15 protein-coding genes are annotated in these 19028 nt (G+C 61.9%); 12 read left to right on the forward strand and 3 right to left on the reverse strand.

The genetic code is table 11. The features are described from left to right. Positions 1–26 precede the first annotated feature (26 nt). Together paaI and paaG are read right to left on the reverse strand one after the other, a co-directional pair. Entirely contained in the window at positions 27–476 is a 450-nt protein-coding gene (gene paaI, locus ACR9ZN_RS01385) for a hydroxyphenylacetyl-CoA thioesterase PaaI (protein ID WP_454818463.1), read from the reverse strand. Then, entirely contained in the window at positions 473–1267 is a 795-nt protein-coding gene (gene paaG / locus ACR9ZN_RS01390) for a 2-(1,2-epoxy-1,2-dihydrophenyl)acetyl-CoA isomerase PaaG (protein ID WP_481271115.1), read from the reverse strand. The genes paaI and paaG overlap by 4 nt, the downstream gene beginning before the upstream one ends. A gap of 381 nt (positions 1268–1648) precedes the next feature. Between paaG and ACR9ZN_RS01395 the strand changes: the two genes are divergently transcribed. The 4 genes from ACR9ZN_RS01395 (at position 1649) to ACR9ZN_RS01410 (ending at position 8313) form a co-directional block, all read left to right on the forward strand. Beyond that, positions 1649–3718: a 3-hydroxyacyl-CoA dehydrogenase NAD-binding domain-containing protein gene (locus ACR9ZN_RS01395; protein ID WP_481271116.1), complete on the forward strand. Its 2070-nt coding sequence runs from the start codon at positions 1649–1651 to the stop codon at positions 3716–3718. Positions 3719–3861: 143 nt separating this feature from the next. Further along, the gene (locus ACR9ZN_RS01400) at positions 3862–4785 is read left to right on the forward strand and encodes a helix-turn-helix domain-containing protein (RefSeq protein WP_441774091.1); all 924 of its coding nucleotides are present in this window, start codon (positions 3862–3864) and stop codon (positions 4783–4785) included. Positions 4786–4895: 110 nt separating this feature from the next. Continuing rightward, positions 4896–6302, forward strand: coding sequence for an aldehyde dehydrogenase family protein (locus tag ACR9ZN_RS01405; protein WP_481271117.1), 1407 nt, complete (start codon positions 4896–4898; stop codon positions 6300–6302). Positions 6303–6333: 31 nt separating this feature from the next. Further along, a complete protein-coding gene (locus ACR9ZN_RS01410) occupies positions 6334–8313 on the forward strand; it encodes a copper amine oxidase (RefSeq protein WP_481271118.1) in 1980 nt (659 codons plus the stop codon). Positions 8314–8671: 358 nt separating this feature from the next. Here the strand turns inward: ACR9ZN_RS01410 and ACR9ZN_RS01415 are convergent, their stop codons facing one another. Beyond that, positions 8672–9313 carry an HD domain-containing protein gene (locus ACR9ZN_RS01415; protein ID WP_454818451.1) on the reverse strand — a complete coding sequence of 214 codons (642 nt, stop codon included), beginning with the start codon at positions 9311–9313 and terminating at the stop codon, positions 8672–8674. 117 nt (positions 9314–9430) lie between these two features. Here ACR9ZN_RS01415 and ACR9ZN_RS01420 point away from each other — a divergent pair, with 117 nt between their 5' ends. The 8 genes from ACR9ZN_RS01420 (at position 9431) to ACR9ZN_RS01455 (ending at position 19012) form a co-directional block, all read left to right on the forward strand. Next, positions 9431–10399 (forward strand): GlxA family transcriptional regulator, encoded by a 969-nt coding sequence (locus ACR9ZN_RS01420; protein WP_454818449.1) that lies wholly within the window; start codon positions 9431–9433, stop codon positions 10397–10399. A gap of 608 nt (positions 10400–11007) precedes the next feature. Further along, positions 11008–11514, forward strand: coding sequence for an RNA polymerase sigma factor (locus ACR9ZN_RS01425; protein ID WP_454818447.1), 507 nt, complete (start codon positions 11008–11010; stop codon positions 11512–11514). Between the two features lie 239 nt (positions 11515–11753). Beyond that, complete coding sequence (locus ACR9ZN_RS01430; protein ID WP_454818445.1) at positions 11754–12716, forward strand: FecR family protein; 963 nt, start codon at positions 11754–11756, stop codon at positions 12714–12716. A gap of 117 nt (positions 12717–12833) precedes the next feature. Next, positions 12834–13484, forward strand: a complete 651-nt coding sequence (locus ACR9ZN_RS01435) for an STN domain-containing protein (RefSeq protein WP_481271119.1) — start codon at positions 12834–12836, stop codon at positions 13482–13484. 4 nt (positions 13485–13488) lie between these two features. After that, the gene (locus tag ACR9ZN_RS01440) at positions 13489–15237 is read left to right on the forward strand and encodes a TonB-dependent siderophore receptor (protein WP_481271933.1); all 1749 of its coding nucleotides are present in this window, start codon (positions 13489–13491) and stop codon (positions 15235–15237) included. A gap of 121 nt (positions 15238–15358) precedes the next feature. Continuing rightward, entirely contained in the window at positions 15359–16177 is an 819-nt protein-coding gene (locus ACR9ZN_RS01445) for an ABC transporter substrate-binding protein (RefSeq protein ID WP_481271121.1), read from the forward strand. Further along, positions 16170–18158: a Fe(3+)-hydroxamate ABC transporter permease FhuB gene (fhuB, locus tag ACR9ZN_RS01450; RefSeq protein WP_481271122.1), complete on the forward strand. Its 1989-nt coding sequence runs from the start codon at positions 16170–16172 to the stop codon at positions 18156–18158. The genes ACR9ZN_RS01445 and fhuB overlap by 8 nt, the downstream gene beginning before the upstream one ends. Further along, entirely contained in the window at positions 18155–19012 is an 858-nt protein-coding gene (locus ACR9ZN_RS01455) for an alpha/beta hydrolase (protein ID WP_454818437.1), read from the forward strand. Before fhuB ends, ACR9ZN_RS01455 begins: the two co-directional genes overlap by 4 nt. Positions 19013–19028 lie beyond the last annotated feature (16 nt).

Below are 19028 nucleotides of genomic sequence, written 5' to 3' on the forward strand. Positions count from 1 at the left end.
TTCCTCCGAGAATTTCGACCGCAGGCCTATTCCCGCCCTGGCAACAGGGTGCCCTTGATGGTGCGCGAATGGCCGCGAAATTCGGCGATATGGTCGCCGTTTTGGTTGGTGATGTTGATGTCGTAGATGCCACTGCGTCCCCGGCGCGAAACCTCGCGCGCCGTTGCCGTCAAGCAATCTCCGGCAAAGGCGGGCGCAATGTAGGTAATCGAACAGTGTTGAGCGACGGTGCGCTGATCGTAGCTGTTGCAGGCAAAGGCAAAGGTGGAGTCGGCCAGCGCAAAAATATAGCCGCCGTGGCAGGTTCGGTGGCCATTCGTCATTTCAGGACGAACCGTCATCGACAGCACCGCCATGCCCGGTGCCACGCGTTCCATCGCAATGCCGAGGTGACGGGTCGCGGCGTCTTCTTCCCACATGGCATCGGCACAGGCTTTGGCGAGTTCCTGTGCCGTCGAAACATCCGCTGTTGTCATTGTCCTTGGAACTCCGGCTTGCGTTTTTCCAAGAATGCGGCAACGCCTTCGGCATAGTCGGCGCTATGCCCGGCCTCACGCTGGAGGTCGCGTTCCAGTTCCAATTGTTGGTGCAGCGAATTGGTTGCCGCCGCCTGAATTGCGCGCTTGGTCATGCCCAGGCCTTTCGTCGGCCCTGCTGCCAGCCTGCTTGCGAGGGCGACCGCCTCGTCGAACAATGCGTCGTCATCGCACACCCTCCAGATCAGGCCCCAACTCGCTGCCGTTTGCGCGTCCAGCGGTTCGGCTGTCAGCGCCAGTGCCTTGGCGCGAGCCTCTCCGAGCAGGCGTGGCAGGTTCCACGTTCCGCCCGAGTCCGGGATGAGACCGATCTTCGCAAAGGCCTGGATGAACCGCGCCGAACGCGCGGCTATCGTAATGTCGCAGGCGAAGGCGATATTTGCGCCCGCGCCGGCTGCCACGCCATTGACGGCGCAGATCACCGGCTTCTCAAGGCTGCGAATGAGGCGGACCAATGGGTTGTAGTAGACCTCGATGGTTTGTCCGAGATCAGGAGGCGCGCCGCCTTTGCGTGGATCGCGATCGCCGAGATCCTGCCCGGCGCAGAAGCCACGGCCGGCACCGGTGAGCAGCACGGCGCGAACCGAGGCATCCTCATGGGCCCGCTCGAAGCCGGCGCGCAGCGCCCGATGCATCTCCTCATTGAAGGCGTTGAGCTTGTCCGGCCGGTTGAGCGTCAGACGCAGGACGCCATCGCCAAACGCCACCAGGACGGTGTCCGATGCAACCATGTTTCCTCCAGTTCCACCGTAACGAGCGGCGGTTCACAAAACTCTTGCATATACCGACCGGCCGGTCAATTATAAAGCTGCGTCTCGGGAGGACAATGTGATGAACGCCTGGTTTGACCGCTGCCGACCTATGCGCGGCAGGGCCTTGGACGCGGGGCAGGATCGCGGCGGTCCCGAAATTTCGAAGGGCAGGGGCCTTCGCGGTCTGGATAGAGGCGGTGGTCCGCCGGTCCGTGACAGTGGATCGAACACCGTTGTCCGCGCTCTTGCAAAAGTGCACGACCGCAGACAACGACCGTACCATGCTTGGTTGCCCGATGGATCAGTCGGTAGGCAGATCGTCGATGTGCGAATTCGTTATACTCACCTTGGATCCAGCCGATGACCGTATCCATCACGCGCGATGGCGAGATTGCCATCGTCACAGTCGACAATCCTCCCGTGAATGCTCTCTCTCAGAGGCTACGCCAGGATCTATGGCAAGCCGCCGAAGCGCTGGACGCTGACGGTGCGGTGCGGGCGGTTGTTCTGATCTGTGCGGGGCGCACCTTCATTGCCGGTGCGGACGTCGGCGAATTCGGCAAGCCTCCGCTTCCGCCACATCTGCCGGACCTCGTTGCGCGGATCGAAGCCGCATCCAAGCCCTGGGTCGCGGCGATTCACGGCAGTGCACTCGGAGGAGGGCTGGAGGTCGCGCTCGGCTGCCGCTTTCGGGTAGCTTCCGCTCCCGCGAGCCTGGGATTGCCCGAGGTGCGGCTCGGCATCGTGCCGGGCGCCGGCGGCACAGTCCGCCTTCCGCGTGTGATTGATCCGGCGTTCGCTGTCGATATGGTCACGACCGGAACCCCGGTCGCTGCGCCGAAGGCATGCCAGCAGGGCCTGGTCGATGCGATCATCGACGGAGATCTCGAAAGCGGCGCCGTCGACTTTGCCCGAACAGCAGTACAGCAATCCTTGCCGCTCCCACTTCGCGAGCGAGCTGTGCGGGCCGTCGACGAGGACTTCTGGGAAACGGCGGCAGGAGCCGTCGGTGCTCGCGCTAAACGTGAAGATGCACCGCTTCGCGCACTCGCCTGCGTGAGGAGGGCCACGGAGGTGGATTTCGACCGGGCAATGGCGTTCGAACGGGAGACCTTTCTCGAACTTCGCGGTTCGACACAGGCCGCTGCGCTCAGACATGTCTTCTTCGCCGAGCGAGCGGCGCCGCGTCCTCCACAGCTGAACGGCATTTCGCCCCGTACGATCCGCTCCGTGGCCGTTATCGGGGGCGGGACGATGGGGGCAGGTATTGCAGCCGCGTTTCGCGATGCCGGTCATCCCGTCACGCTGGTCGAACGTGACGACCCGGCGGTCGAACGCGGCCTTGCCAATCTTCGCGCGATCTTCGACAGCTCGGCCAAACGTGGCCGGATCACCCCGGAAGCTGCGGCTGAAAGGCTTGCTGGGGTGACGGGCACGACGGACTACGCCGCTCTTGCCGATGTCGACCTCGTCGTGGAGGCCGTGTTCGAAGATCTCGACGTCAAGCGCAGGGTCTTCTTCGAACTCGCACGCGTCTGCCGCGCGAATGCCGTGCTTGCAACCAACACCTCTTATCTCGATCCCGAAAGAATAGCAGACGGCATTGCCGAGCCGGAGCGGTTCCTGGGGCTGCACTTCTTCAGCCCGGCCCATGTCATGAAGCTCCTGGAAATCGTGCCGACGAATGCGACGGCGCCTGCAGTGTTGGCCACCGGCTTTGCCCTGGCACGCGTGCTGGGCAAGATCCCCGTGCGGGCCGGCATCTGCGACGGTTTCATCGGCAACAGGATCTTGAAAGTCATGCGCGCCCAAGCCGAGCGGCTTCTCCTGTCCGGTACGACGCCCCAGATGGTGGATGCCGCCATGCGTGTCTTCGGGCTGCCCATGGGCCCCTTCGAGGCGCAGGATCTTGGCGGCCTGGACATCGCTGCCTTTCAGCGCCGCGCGGCTCGCGCCAGGGGGGAGGCCCCCTTCGCACCCATCGCAGACAGGCTTTGTGCCATGGAGCGGTTTGGCCAGAAGACGGGCGGTGGCTGGTATGATTATTCCGAGGGTACGCGCACGCCTCAGCCGTCGAGAACGGTTGACGATGTCGTCGCAGAGGAGGCCAAGGGTTGGAGCCAGCAACAATGGAGTGATGGCGAAGTGGCCGACTGTATCGTCTTGCCGATGGTGAATGAGGCGGCAAAGATCCTGGAGGAAGGGATCGCGCTCAGAGCCTCGGACATCGATCTGGTCGAGATCCATGGCTACGGCTTTCCACGGTGGCGGGGCGGCCCGATGCACTATGCCGAACGTCGTGGCCTGTCCGATGTTGGTGCGGCTCTCGACCGCCTGGCGGCGGCAGGTCTTGCAGAGCCACCATGCGGCCTTCTCAGGCGTGCGGTCGTTGCCGGCAATTGGGCTGGGGCGATGGAAGAGCGAAGCTGAAAAACAAGAACAGAGCATTCCGCAAATACTAAAGCGTTTTCCAGAAAGTTCCTGAACTTTTAGATGAAGAAAACGCGTCAAAACAAAGCGATAGAGAGAAAGTGCAATTAGAAGAAATCGCACTTTGCTCTAGGGAGGGAACGATGCAGCCGTTGATGACGCCGACCCACAGGCCAATGGCGGTGGAACTCTTGCAGGCCGAAATCCGCAAAACCTGCGGCGCCTTCGATCTGGAGCCGATGACGCGTGCCGGCTTGGTGGCCGGGGATGTCGCCACGCGCCGTGTCGGTTTCTTCGATACGGCGATCGTCGCGCTCGATGCACGCCATGTCCAACGCGGGGCGCGCGCGATCCGGCAGGACCCGGGCGAGCATCTGTTCCTGCTGATCCAGGACGAGGGCCATTGCCGCGTCGAACAGGGCGAACGATCGACAGACCTTGCAATCGGCGACATGTTCCTTGTCGATTCCGTCAAGCCATCCTCCTTCGTCTATGACGGTGCACGGTCGAACCAGATTTCCATTCACATGCCGCGCGAGGAGATGCTGCATCGGTTTGGCCAGGCCTGCACGGGTGGCGTCGCCATCAGCCGGAATGATCCCTTGTGGCTGGCCATGCGGGCGGTGATCGCCAAGCTGCTGGAAGAGCCATCCGTCGCGCAGCAACTCAGCGAGGCCTTCCTGTGCCTGCTGGGCGCCTACCTCAGGGGGAGCAAAAGGAACGGCGATGTCCGATCGGCGGAAACCCTTCTGTCGCGGGCGTTGACGATGATCGACCGGCATTGCGCCGATCCCGACTTCGGTGCCAGTGAACTGGCGCGACGGTTGAACGTGTCGGAACGCATGCTGCAACGCCATTTCCAACCGCTCGGCGAAACGCCGCGCCACCGGCTTCTCAATCGGCGGCTGGATCTCGCCAAGACGCGGCTGGCAACGCCCCGGGACGCGCAGCTGAGCGGCATCGCCGCCATTGCCTATGATGTCGGCTTCAACGACCTATCCTACTTCTACCGGGAGTTCCGGAAGAAATATGGTGTGACGCCGGGAGCAGTCGCACGTTGCCATTGACGGGTTTGTCCAATCGCCGCGACGGCACCGCCCAAGCTTGAAGCACCCGCTTTCCCTTACCTTCTCCGTCAAACAAGTCCCGGCTCCAGGGCTCCGCGGGGAGGAATGAAATGACCGTCCAGACTGCGACGATCCATGGCAAGCCGATCGGCGACGAGCACAGCTTCAGCGTGCTCAATCCCGCGACGGGAACGGAGGCCGGCCGGGCGCCGAACATGGGGCCGGCCGAGCTCGACGCTGCCATAGCAGCAGCCAAGGCGGCCTTTCCGGCTTGGTCGGCCAGGAGCGATCAGGAACTGCAGGCTGCCTGTGCCGCCGTGACCGCGCAGATCGAGGCCCATGCCGAGGAACTCGCGCATATCCTCACGCTCGAGCAGGGTAAACCCCTGAACGGCCTCGGCTCACGCTGGGAACTGGGCGGCACCGTCGCCTGGGCCGGATACACGACGGGGCTTTCGCTATCGCCGAAAATCCTGCAGGATAATAGTGATGGGCGCGTCGAACTGCACCGCAAGCCGCTCGGTGTCGTCGGTTCGATCACGCCCTGGAATTTCCCGGTGATGATTGCGATCTGGCATGTCATGCCGGCGCTACGCACCGGCAACACCGTCGTCATCAAGCCCTCGCCCCTGACGCCGCTCGCCACGCTTCGCCTGGTCGAGATCATGAACGAAGTACTGCCACCTGGCGTGCTCAATGTCGTCACGGGTGACGACCGCGCGTTCAACATCGGCGCGGCTATGTCCGCGCATCCCGATATCCGCAAGATCGTCTTTACCGGCTCCTGCGCGACCGGCCAGAAGGTCATGCGCGCGGCTGCCGAGACGATGAAGCGCCTGACGCTTGAACTGGGCGGCAACGATGCCGGCATCGTGCTGCCGGACGCCGATCCGCAGGCGATCGCCGAAGGATTGTTCTGGGGCGCGTTCATCAACAACGGCCAGACCTGCGCCGCGATGAAGCGCCTCTATGTGCATGAATCCATCCACGACGCTGTCTGCGAGGCGCTTGTCGCCTATGCGCGTAACATTCCGGTTGGCAACGGCATGGACGAGGGCAGCGTGCTCGGTCCCGTGCAAAACCGCATGCAGTTCGAGAAGCTCTCGCGCCTGGTCAAGGACGCCAGGGAGCGTGGCCGGGTGCTGCTGGGCGGCGAGCCCGGCGAGGGGCTCTTCTTTCCGCCGACGATCGTGGCGGGCCTGCGCAATGGTGACCCGCTGGTCGATGAGGAGCAGTTCGGGCCCGCGCTTCCTATCATCAAATACAGGACCGTGGACGAAGCCGTGGACCTTGCCAATGACAGTGCCAACGGCCTCGGCGGCTCGGTTTGGTCATCCGACACCGCGGCGGCCAAGGCGGTGGCGAGCCGCATGCAATGCGGCTCCGTCTGGATCAACAAGCACGGCGCCATTCAACCGAACGCGCCGTTCGGTGGCGTCAAGGCTTCAGGCTTGGGCGTCGAATTCGCCGAGGAGGGACTGCAGGAATACACCGATATCCAGGTGGTATTCGCGTAGGCAGCAAGAATATCGAGACAGGGAGGATGCAATGAACCTAAAACAATATCTGGCCTCCGCCAGCGTGATCATGGCGCTCAGCGCCTCTGCCGCAGTGGCCCATCCGCTGGATGGACTGACCGCGGAAGAATATCAGAAGATCAACAAGATCCTGCGCGAAGGCAAGGTTGTCGACGACAACACTCTCTTTCCCCTGATTGAGCTCAAGGAGCCTGCAAAGGAAAAGGTGCTCTCCTGGAAGGAGGGCGACCAGCTCGATCGCGAGGCCAATGTGCAGTTGACCAGTCCCCAAGGCTTCAAGGAAGCCGTGGTCAACATCACCAGGGGAACGGTCGAAAGCACGACGCCGATCAAGGGACAGCCGATGGTGCTCTTCACCGAGTTCATGGGCGCTCTCCAGGGCGCCCTGGCCGATCCGGATATGATCGCCGGCCTGAAAAAGCGCGGCTTGGCGCCGGAACAGGCGTTCTGCCTGCCGTTGACGGCAGGCAATTTCTTCACTGAGGAGTATCGAGACTCCCGTCTGATGAAGGTGCCGTGCTATCGGGTTCCCGAAGGCTCCAACTATTACGCCAAGCCGATCGAAGGTCTTTTCGCCGTCTATGACGTCGGCAAGAAGAAGGTGCTTCGTGTCATCGATACGGGCGTGATCGAGGGCCCCAAGGACAATTGGGGCTATACCGAGAAGGAGGTGGCCGCGCGCGAGCCGCTCCGTCCGGAAATGAGCCCGGCAACCCTCTCGCAGCCGGGCGGGCCCAACTACAAGATCACCGGCAGCCATGTCGAATGGGACATGTGGCGCTTCAACTTCCGGGTCGACAAGCGGCCAGGCCTGGTGGTGTCCAACCTCGATGTGAGGGACGGGGACCAATGGCGTTCCGTCATCTATCAGTCGCACCTGTCGGAAGTGTTCGTGCCTTACATGGATCCGACGGAAGGCTGGTACTGGCGCACCTATATGGACAGCGGCGAGTATGGGTTTGGCTTGTTCCTCAGCCCATTGCGGGCCGGCGTCGATTGCCCGAGCCATGCGACCTTCCTGCCGGCAACCATTGCCGACGACAAGGGCAATCCGCTGACCATACCCAACGCCATCTGCATATTCGAACGCAGCATCGGCGACCCGGCATGGCGCCATTTCGAAGTCTTCGCCCAGAGCCCGGAAAAACCGCTTCCCGCTGAAGGCCGGCCGGCCACCGAACTTGTAGTGCGTACAGCCTCGGAGGTTGGAAATTACGACTATCTGATCGACTATCGTTTGCAACAGGACGGCCAGATCAGGATCATGATCGGAGCGACCGGCCTCGACGCCGTGAAGGGCGTGGCATCGACCTCGATGAAAGATCCGACGGCGGCCAGCGACACCGCCCATGGCACGTTGATCGCGCCGAACCTGGTGGCCGCAAACCATGACCATTATTTCAACTTCCGGATCGACTTCGACATCGACCAGTCGATCAATCATTTCGGCACGATGGACATCGTTCCCGCAAAGCTCGACCCGAAGAGCCCGCGCCGCTCGATGTGGACAGTCCAGCACACCATGCCGAAAACGGAGTTGGAGGCGCGCTACCAGCTTTCGGCACTGAAGCCACGCTACTTCATGATCTCCGATCCCTCTCGCAAAGGCTATCTCGGCCAGGAGCCGGGATGGATGATCCACCATGGTGATGTCGCCTACGGCCCGTTCGATTTCGCCAACGATCCGCCGATGAAGCGCAACGCCTATATCGAGTATTCGGTCTGGAACACGGTCTATGACCCCGAACAGCAATATGCCGGTGGCAAGTTTGCCATGCAGAGCGATGGCTCCGACACGCTGCCTCAATGGGTCAAGGCGAACAAGCCTCTGATGGGCAAGGATATCGTGACCTGGTTCACCGCCGGTTTCCACCACATCCCGCGCATGGAGGACTGGCCCGTGATGTCGACCGAATGGAAGACCATCCATATCGAGCCGCATAATTTCTTCGCCCACAATCCGGCGCTGACGATCCGCGCGCCGAAATAAGATGGACGGCACGCCGATGGCCCGCCTGGAAAAGGGCGAGCCATCGGGACTTTAAAGCTTCATCAGCCACTTCGCGCCAGTTCGCACAGTAAGGTCACGACGCCAAGCCCCCGAAATGAATTCCGGCCTGCAGGTCCGAAATCGGGTAGACCCGAGATGTACTGCTCGGCGTCAAGGCAGTCGCCTGATGACGATGAATTGTGGGTATGCTGGTCTCCCAGTCAAAGGCCAAAGCGCGTTCAGGTTTGAATGCTTGTTTGCCCTAACCCCTTGTTTCGAAGCGTATTTGCAACTCTTGGTGCTTCCGTCTCATCGTAAAATGCTCTAGCCGCACGACGTGTTGATGGCGGCGGCCGTTTCAACCGTGCCAGTGCGAGCAGCGAATGACGCTACAGAAATTGCCGCGGTGGAAATGGGGCTCCTTGTCGGCGATGACGTCGGCCTTGACGTTGCCGAAAGTGGTCTGCGGCTTGTGCTTGATGCCGTCGTAGAAGGCCTGGATGATGTCTTCCTTGAATGTCGGCGTACGCGGAAAGGCGCTGACGACGGCCTCACGCTCGGCATCGGAATAGTGACTGTAGGTGAGCCCGAGCACGTCCATCTCGACGCCGGCTGTCACGAGGGCGACGACGGGGTGCATATGCTGCGGCACGCCCGGCGTGGTGTGGAGCGCGATCGCGGTCCAGACGGTGTAGGCATCCTCTTCGGAAAGACCGTGGCTTCTCAGGAAGTCGCGCGCGGCATGGGCGCCATCGACCTCGAAACGCTCGTTCTTGCTGCTATGGCCGGGCATGAGGCCGAGATCATGAAACATTGCGCCAGCATAGAGAAGCTCACCATCAAATTTGAGCCCCTTCTGGATGCCCGCCAGCGCACCGAAATGATAGACGCGACTGGAATGATTGAAGAGAAGTTCTGTCTCACTATCGCGAATAAACTCGGTGATTGCCCGCGCCAACGTGCTGTCGGGGATCTTCGCTTCTTTCGGTATGAGTGGCATTGCCTGCTCCTGTATTTTCTACTCGCAGGCAGGCTAGAACTGGGATAGTTTGTCTGCAATCGATGTAATATATCAAAAACAGACAAATTCAGATCGAAGCGGACGTGAATGCAGGTCATGGCGAAAACGATCGTGATGGTGGCATTGCCGGGCGTGCAGCTTCTCGACGTCTCAGGTCCCCTGGACGTCTTCGCCGAGGCGAATGCCCAGGCCGGCCGTGAGATCTATCGCCTGCTCATTGCGGCGAGCGAACCGGGGCCGATCCGCGCCTCCTCCGGAGCGCGGCTGATGCCGGATCGCATCATCGACCGTGATATCGAGGAAGCGATCGACACGCTTCTCGTGGCCGGCTGTCCGAATGCAGCCGAGATGCCGGCGGATCGCGTCGTCGTCGACTGGCTACGTCGGAGGGCACCAATGGCCCGACGATTCGGATCGGTATGCAGTGGTGCCTTTTTCCTGGCGGCGGCGGGTTTGCTCGACGGCCGGCGCGTGACCACGCATTGGGCTGTGGCCGAGCAACTGGCAAGGCAGTTTCCGGGCGTTACGGTGGACGAGGACGCCATACAGGTCAGTGATGGAGCGCTACGCACCGCCGCGGGCGTGACGGCCGGCCTCGACCTTGCCCTTTCCCTGGTCGAGGAGGATCTCGGCCACGAGATTGCCATGCGCGTGGCAAGCCAGCTGGTGATGTTCTTCAAGCGCCCGGGCGGGCAGATGCAGTTCAGCCGCAAGGGCGAAGCCGTGCCGGCGGGGCGGGCTGCGCTTCAGGAGTTGCAGCGTTGGGTCGCAGCCAATCCCGGACACGGCCATAGTGTTGCGAGCCTTGCAAAGCGCATGGATCTCAGCCCGCGCCACTTTGCTCGCCTGTTTCGCAGCGAAGTCGGCATCACACCGGCAACATGGGTCGAGGAGGTACGGGTGCATGCGGCGCGGCGGCTGCTCGAACAGGGGCACGAAGCCCCCAAACAGGTCGCAGTACATTGCGGGTTCGCCGATGCCAACACGTTGCGACGCGCCTTCACGCGCCATGTCGGCGTAACGCCGGCGGAATATCGCAAGCGCTTCGCCCTCATCGCAGCCTGATCGGTGTCGGCCGGCTCGCCGAGCGTTGGGACATGCTTCAGGACGAAGCGACCAAGGATCAATCCGTCAGCGGGCTGCCAATGTTAGGCAACGCATTTCCCGCATGACCGCATTGAATTCTTTAGCTTCAATCTAGGAACTGGATTCATGAAATTCGCGGGCTTTGTGCCCATGGCGGTAACGGCGTCTATTCGGCTACGAAGGCTGCGCTCCACTCCTATGCACAGTCGCAGCGCTTTCTATTAAGGATGCCGGCATCTGCGTGCTCGAGTTCGTGCCCCTTTGGGTGCGTACCGACCTGATGAACAGCCGCGAGGCAGAAGTGGCTATGCCCCTCGATGCCTTCATTGCCGAGACGATGGCGGTTCTCGCCATCAGCGCCCAGTCTAGAATTTATATAAAACATTGTTATTGCAAGAGAATTCCGAGAATGGCAAAGGGAGGCATGCTCCCTCAAGCTGGCCGATGTCGTGACTCAAGCTCCGTGCCTCTTCCCTTCGTCATCCCTCGTCCGTATCTGCGTGGATCTTGATGAGGAAATGTCTCCGCAAGCCTCGCCGCATGACCTGATGGCAAGTCGGCACCCTGGTCTCGGGGGAAACCAATAAGTGGGTCTGGACATCCGCACATTGTTTCAGCGCTACGCCAAGGAGATTTCCAACACGCTGCGGCGTAAGGGGGCCACGGCTGAAAATGCCGCCGATTTGACGCAGGAAGCGTTTCTCAGGCTACTTTCGGTTGGATCGCACACCGATGTGGATCATGCCAATCCCCGGGCCTTGCTTCATAGCATTGCACGCAATCTGCGCATTGATCAGCAGCGCCGCGACCGGCTGATGCTGAAGGACGACCTCGCAGACCAGGACTTCGCAGCGATCTCGGATGGCAAGCCGTCGCCGGAGACGATCGTCATCGACCGCCAGAACCTTGCGATCGTGGCAGCCGCGCTGGCGGAATTGCCGGATCGCACGCGCCGGGCTTTCCAAATGCACCGCCTGGGCGAGAAGACGATCGGCCAAATCGCAGGAGAACTCGACCTGTCGACAACCAGGACCTGGACGCTGATCCGTGAAGCCTATCTTCATGTTCGAGCTCGGCTGCGCGAGAAGGCCTAGAGCATCGCGCCAACGAGCGGGCGCCGATTTTCGGCAAAAACGATGCGACGACAATAACCTACAGCGTCGGGCTTCAACCCGAAATCGGGGCCGACGCCGTAGGTGCGGTGAAAGGCGTCAGCCAATCCGGCATTATGTGAAGCCTTGTCCGTGTTGGGAAAATCGTTTCCGCTCATCCGTTCTATTGATGTAGTCAGGAGTGGCTGGCTGGCGCCCGATCGTCAGCCCAAGGACCATCAATGAACGAAACTTCCCCCCAGGAAGATCGGCTGTTCGAGGAAGCAGCCGATCTCATGATCCGCCTCCAGAATGATCCGGCCAATCCAGTGTCCCGGGAGATGGTGAGGCGCTGGCGCGCCAGAGGCCCGGCCTATGAGAAGGCATGGCTCGAGGTTTCGGAAATATACGGCATCGCCGGTCGGGTCCTTGCCCCCGGTTATCAAGCTGAACCGCGCTTCCCGAGGGGTTTGACGCGTCGTAGCCTTTTGGCTGGAGGAGTAATCGGGGCAGGGGCCCTGGCTGGCGGATATCTCGCTTTACCGGGCCTGATCCTTCGTGCCCAGGCGGACCATCTGACCGGCACGGCGGAAATCCGTCGCATCACGCTTCCCGACGGTGGCGCGGCAACGCTCGGTCCCGATAGCGCCATCGCTCTGCATTACGACAGTAGCCAAAGAACCGTCACCTTGTTGGCAGGCATGGCATTTTTTGAAGTTGCCAAGGATCCATCACGCCCCTTCCGAGTCGCGGCCTCCGAGATGGTCGCCACCGCGCGCGGCACGGCTTTCGACCTCGGCAATGACGCCGGGCTCATTTCGGTTTCGGTGGAACACGGATTGGTCGAGATAGACGTTCCCGGCCCAAGTCTGGTCGATGGTAACCGGCTGGCACCCGGCCAATGGGCCACTTTCGACGAGCGCACGCGCCTTGCCACGCGGGGCAGCCGGGATATCCGGCAGATCGGCACCTGGCGCAGCGGCCAGATCCTGGTCGAGAACGAGCCGATCCGGGCGGTCGTGGCAAGGATCGCGCGCTGGCAACCAGGACGTGTCTTGATTGCCGATGCCGGTTTCGGCGCCAACCGCATCAGCGGGGTCTTCGATCCCAGCAATCCCCTGCGCGCCCTGGAAGCGGTGGTGCACCCGCTGGGAGGCCGGGTGCGTTCGATCGGCCCTTACCTCACCGTGATATCGCGCGCTTAAAAAAGCTTCGCAGAGGGGAGAAATTTCGCGCCCTCCATTCGTCTTCACTCAAGGGGCCCGCTCGCGATCCGATCGTCGAGTGGAGCTGGGCCCCGGTGTCGACGAGGAGGGTTATCGATGGTATTGGCTCGGTGCTTGCGTGGGAGCCTATCCGGCCGGGTGTTGTGGGTTGGCCTGACAGCTTCGAGCGCCATTGCCCACACGCTGCTCCCAAGCCCGGCAAGCGCACAGGTCGCGCGGGTTCAATTCATCATCCCAAAGGGACCGCTCAGCCAGGCCCTGGCGGCGTTCGGACGTCAAAGCGGCCTGCAGATCACCTATCTGCCCGCGATCGCGCGAGACAAGTCATCGCCCGGTATCGCCAGCTCGGTCACGCCGCAGCAGGCGCTTTCGCGTTTGCTGCGTGGAACGGGCCTGTCCTACACTTTTACGAATTCGAGCACGGTCGCGATCACGGCGCCCATTGTCCGGGACGGAACGGCCAGCATCTCCGGCGCCATCGAGCTCGATCCGGTCGTGGTCCAGGGCAATGGCGACGGCAGCACCGGTTACGTTGCCACGCGTAGCGCGACTGGCACGAAGACCAACACGCCCCTGATCGAGACCCCGCAATCGGTGACGGTGCTCACCCGCAAGGAGCTGAACGATCGCAATGTGCAATCCTTGACGCAGGCCGTCGCCTACACCCCCGGCGTGCGTACGGAGTCCGCGGGTTTCGACTCCCGTTTCGAACTCCTTCTCCATCCGCGGTTTCGACGTCACCTATAACGGTATCTATCGCGATGGGCTGCGCCTTCCCGGTGCCAACATGGCGGTCTTCAAGGTCGATCCCTACAATGTCGAGAACATTGCGGTGCTGCGCGGTCCGAGTTCGGCCTTGTACGGACTGGGATCGCCCGGCGGGCTGGTCGACATCACTTCCAAGCTTCCTGTCGATACGCGCTTTGGTGAAGTGGCGCTGGAGGGTGGCAACAGGGACCACATTCAGGGCAATGTCGACCTTGGCGGTCCGCTCGACGCCGATAGAACGCTGCTCTATCGCCTGACCGGAACCCTCAGGGACGGGAAGGCAGCCAACGTCCTCGGCGGCGGCGATGACAAACTGGCCAGCCTGGCGCCGGCCTTTACCTGGCGCCCGAACGACCAGACGACGCTGACCTTGCTCGGCGAATATCTCCAGGCCAAGACGCCGGCCGCCTTCCCCTATTACGGGTGGGCCGGTTCACCCTCGAACCAGTATTCGCAAAGCGATCCTGACTACAACAGCCTCGAGCAGACCCAATATCGCATTGGGTACCAGTTCGAACACAAGTTCGACGATACCTTCACTTTCAGGCAGAAGCTTCGCTACGGCAGCGTCGACACCGAGGTTCGCTATACCGGCGTCGGCAGTGTCGATACAGAGACGATGATCGCCAAACGCTCGCTGGGCTATGTCCATGACGTTATGAACTCATTCGCCGTCGATAACCAGCTTCAGGCTGATTTTTCCACTGGGCCCGTCGAGCATAAGCTGCTGGCTGGCCTGGATTATTCCCACCTGACACTCAACAGCCGCATCGGCTTTGGCGATGGGCCGGACCAGAATCTTGCGACCGGCGCTTCGCTTGGGCCGTTCATTGATCCAGCCTTCGACACCATCACGAGGCAGAAGCAGAACCAGCTCGGTCTCTATGTGCAGGAACAGGCCAAATACGACAAATGGATCCTGACACTGACCGGGCGGCAGGACTGGGTTGAAACCCGGACCCATATCCAAACCCGTGAGCCGGTGAGCAACACCCGGCAGAGCGAGTCCGACAGTGCCTTCACCGGGCGCGTGGGCCTGACCTATCTGTTCGACAATGGCCTTGCTCCCTACGTCAGCTATTCCACCTCCTTCAATCCCAACCTTGGTTCAGCCAACGGAATCGGATTCAAGCCCACGACCGGCAGGCAGATCGAGGGTGGTATCAAATATGCTCCCACCTGGTTCGACGGCATGGTCACTGCCTCCATCTTCGACATCACGCAGGATGGCGGCATCGTCTCCATCAACAATGTTTCGTCGCAGCGAGGCAAGATCCGCGGACGCGGCTTCGAGCTTGAGGCCGTGGCCAATCTCGGTGCCGGCTTCAGCCTGCGCGGTGCCTATACCTTCCTGGATCTGAAGACGATCACCGGGGAGGTTGGAACCATCGGCAAGGTGCCGACCGCGACGCCGCGCAACAGTTTCTCGACCTGGGTCGATTATCAGGCGCCTGGCGACATTGCCCTGGCAGGTTTCGGTGCCGGCCTCGGCTTGCGTTACCTCGGAGAAAGCTATGGCGACGCCACGAACTCCTTCAAGAACGAAGCGGTTGCGCTGGTGGATGCCAAACTCAGCTATGATCTCGGGCAGATCAAGCAGGGGTTGAAAGGCTGGGATGTGCAAGCCAATGCCCGTAACCTGTTCGACAAGAAATACACCACCTGCGAGGCCGGGTTCTGCTACCAGGGCGCGCGTCGGGTCATGACCGCCAGCCTGCGCTATCGCTGGTGACGTCTTGCAGTTCGGCAAACCTTCATGTCTCTCGCGCAGCCGCCGGGGCTTCATGACCGGAGGGCTGGCCGCGCTTGCGTATGGGCTTGGTGTTGCATCGGCAGCGCCGTCGGCCTTGCAAATGGCTGCTTATCCCGCGCGTATTGCCTCGCTCGACGATGGCTTGACCGAAACCCTGCTCGGTCTGGGCGTGACACCGGTCGCCATGCCGCAGGTCGAAGCCTGGAACGACTGGGTGGTCGAACCGCGCCTCCCGCCGGGCATCGTCGATCTGGGAACCGACCGCGAGCCCAATCTCGAACTCCTGACGCAGCTTGCGCCGGATCTGATCATCACCACGCCCTATCTGGCCGCAATCGAGCCTGTGATGGCACGCCTTGCACCGACGCAGACCTTCTCCATCTACGCCCCCCCAGGGGGACGTCCCTATGAACTGAGCTTCAGGGAAACGCTTCGGCTTGGCGCGTTGCTCGGGCGCGATGGCCCGGCACAGGCTTTGGTCGCAAAGAGTGCGGCGACGATGGCGCAACTGCGCGGCCTGCTTCGTCGGGCCGCTGACAGGCCCTTGCTGGTTGTCAATTTCCTCGATGAGGGACATCTGCGCATTTACGGCAAACGCAGCCTGTTCCAGGATGTGATCGAGCGATGCGGTCTTGCCAATGGCTGGACTGGCTCGACCAATTACTGGGGCTTTTCGACGATCGGCCTGGAAGATCTGGTCATAAATCCGGAAAGCCGGCTGCTCTACCTGGAACCGGTCGCCCCCGATATTCTGCAAAGCCTCGAAAGCAACCCGGTGTGGAATAGCCTGCCGTTCGTTCGCGCCGGGCGCATCCATCGTCTGCCTGCCGTGTCGGCCTTCGGTATGCTGCCTTCCGCGATGCGCTTTGGTGCCTTGCTGGGCGCTCATCTTGCAGCTGCCGAAAATGCCAATGGTTGAGGACGCGCGCCGAGGGGGCCCCGTAGCTCTCACCATGATCCTGCTTGTAGCAGCGGGAGCCTTGAGTTGGTCGCATGCCGCCGGGCGCCTGCCCTTCGGAATTTGGCTTGAGGCCCTGTGGAGGGGGGACACCGCCGACACGGCCCAGATGCTGTTCGCCTACAGCTTCCTGCCGCGCCTCGTCGTCAGTCTCCTGTGCGGAGCCTCGCTGGGGCTGGCCGGCGCGCTGTGCCAGCTTTCATTGCGCAACCCTATAGCCTCTCCGACCACGCTGGGCATTGAGGCGGGAGCAAGCCTTGCCCTGAGCGTGGCGATGCTATGGGCACCATGGCTGTTTGCCTTCGGGCGGGTTTGGCCGGCTCTGGCAGGCGGATCGCTGGCAGCCACGGCCGTCCTGGCCTTGTCTTGGCGACAGGGCCTCGCCCCGATCTCAGTCGTTCTCGCGGGACTTGTCACAGGCCTCTTCTGCGCGGCTCTTACGGCCATGCTGACCCTCTTCAAGACCGAGTATCTAGCCGGGCTCTTCATCTGGGGCAGTGGTTCGCTCAGCCAACAGGGCTGGACGGTGGCGGCCAAACTCGCGCCTGTCCTCGTGGCGGCCGCACTGACTGCTGTTTTGCTGGTACGGCCCTTGATGCTGTTGACGGTTGACGACGCCAAAGCACGAAGTCTCGGTCTTTCCGTTACTACCGCAAGGCTGTGTGCGCTGGCGCTCGCCGTCGGGCTCAGCGTCAATGTCGTCAGTGCGGTCGGCGTCATCGGCTTCGTCAGCCTCGCAGCTCCCGTGCTGGCCCGCTCCCTGGGAGCGCGGCGTGCGGGCCACCAACTGGTCTGGTCGACGACAATGGGCGCCGGCCTTCTGTGGCTCGTGGACCAAGGCGTTCAGACGGCAGACGCGCTATCCGGCCTCAGCCTCCCGACAGGCGCTGTAACGGCCCTGCTCGGCGCGCCTCTCCTCATCGTCTTGCTCGTGCGGCAAAGGAGTGTCCCGCTGGTGCCTCCACCTCCCTTCGTGGAGAAAGCGCCCCTTGCTCCCGCAATCAGTAACCGTCTCATCGGGTTGGTGATCCTCTTGGTCATCGTCCTCGTGCTGTCCACCACGGTCGGAAGGGATGGCGGAGGGTGGCATCTGAGCCTCGGCCATGAGTTCGATAGGTTGGTGCCCTTGCGGCTGCCTCGCGCGATTGCGGCTCTGGCAGCAGGCACGATGCTGGGCCTGGCCGGATGTCTCCTTCAGCGGCTGACGGGAAATCCCATGGCCGGTCCGGAAGTTTTGGGTGTCAGCGCAGGAGCAGCCTTCGGCCTTGCCGTTGCGTTGTTTTCCCTGTCCACGGTCGGGCAAGGCGCACAAATGCTTGCAGCATCGATCGGCGCTTTCATCGCACTGGCAGCCATCCTGGCTCTCGACCGCAAGGCAAGCCCTGATAGAGCGTTGATTGTCGGAATAGCGTTTGGCGCCATGTTTGACGCCATGATCAACGTATTGATGGCCGGCGGAGATCCGCGTGCGATGCTGCTATTAAACTGGATGATGGGCTCGACCTATTCGGTGGATGCCACGGCAGCTCTTGCGAGCATCGGTGCGGCATCAGTGCTCTTTGGCGGATTGTTGCTGACCGTGCGCATGCTGACCATCCTGCCGCTCGGCAGGGGCATGTCGCTGGCTCTCGGCCTCAATCCTACGCACAGCCATATCCTCACCCTGGGCTTGAGCGCCCTCCTTGCCGCCATGGCGACTTTGATCGTAGGGCCGCTGAGTTTCGTGGGCTTGATGGCACCGCATCTGGCGCGTCGCCTCGGCATGCGTCAGGCCCTGGCGGAACTGGCAGGGGCAGCCATCATAGGAGGGCTGGTCATGGTCGCAGCCGACTGGTTCGGCCGCACCATTGCCTTCCCGCGGCAGATTCCGGCTGGATTGGCGGCATCCTTGATCGGAGGCCCATCCTTGATTTGGCTCTTATCACGCAGGTCACCATCATGAGCACACCAGCCCCTATCGCCGACACGATCTATTTCGATCTGACCCCAGCATCGAAGATGCCGCCCTATCGCATTTTCCTGCGCATTCCCAAGGAAGCACCGCCGCCACAGGGGTGGCCCGTCCTCTATTTCCTAGATGCCAACGCCATCGTTGGAACGATGGTCGACATCGTACGTGTCCAGGCGGCCTATCCACTTGGCACCGGTATCATGCCGGGTGTTCTGGTCGGTATCGGCTATCCCACGCCGGAAGCCTATGACAGCGTCCGCCGATCCTGGGACATGGGTCCTCCACCCGGCATGACCTATCCGCCTCACACACAGGATGGCCCCGAGGTGCGCACCGGGGGAGCCGACCAGTTCCTGGCGTTCATCGAGGACGAACTCAAGCCCGTGATCGCATCCCTAGTCCCCATCGACGGAAAGAAGCAGGCCATATTCGGCCATTCCTTCGGTGGTCTGTTCGTGCTGCATGCTTTATTTCGCAAGCCCGAAGCCTTCTCGGCCCGGATCGCTGCGAGCCCCGCGATCTGGTGGGAAGGGGCTGGTATCGTGGACGAGGCCGAACGCTTCGTGGCGCGAACGCAGGCAAAACCCTCGGGACGGCTGCTGGTGATGGCCGGCGAGTACGAACAGCGGCTGGCTCCTTTTCAAGTCGGGGCGATTGACGCGGCCGACCGCGTCCGAGGCTATGAAGACAGCCGGATCGTCGACAATGCCCGGGCCATGGTGCACCGCCTGGCCGGCGTGCCGGGCCTTGTGGCATCCTTTCAATTGCAGGACGGCGAAAACCACATGTCGGTGCTGCCGGGCGCCATCAATCAGGCGGTCCGCTTCGCGTTCGGTTCATCGTGATATCTGTATCAAATAG

It is taken from the genome of Labrys sp. HAY1-8F (genome assembly GCF_056754975.1).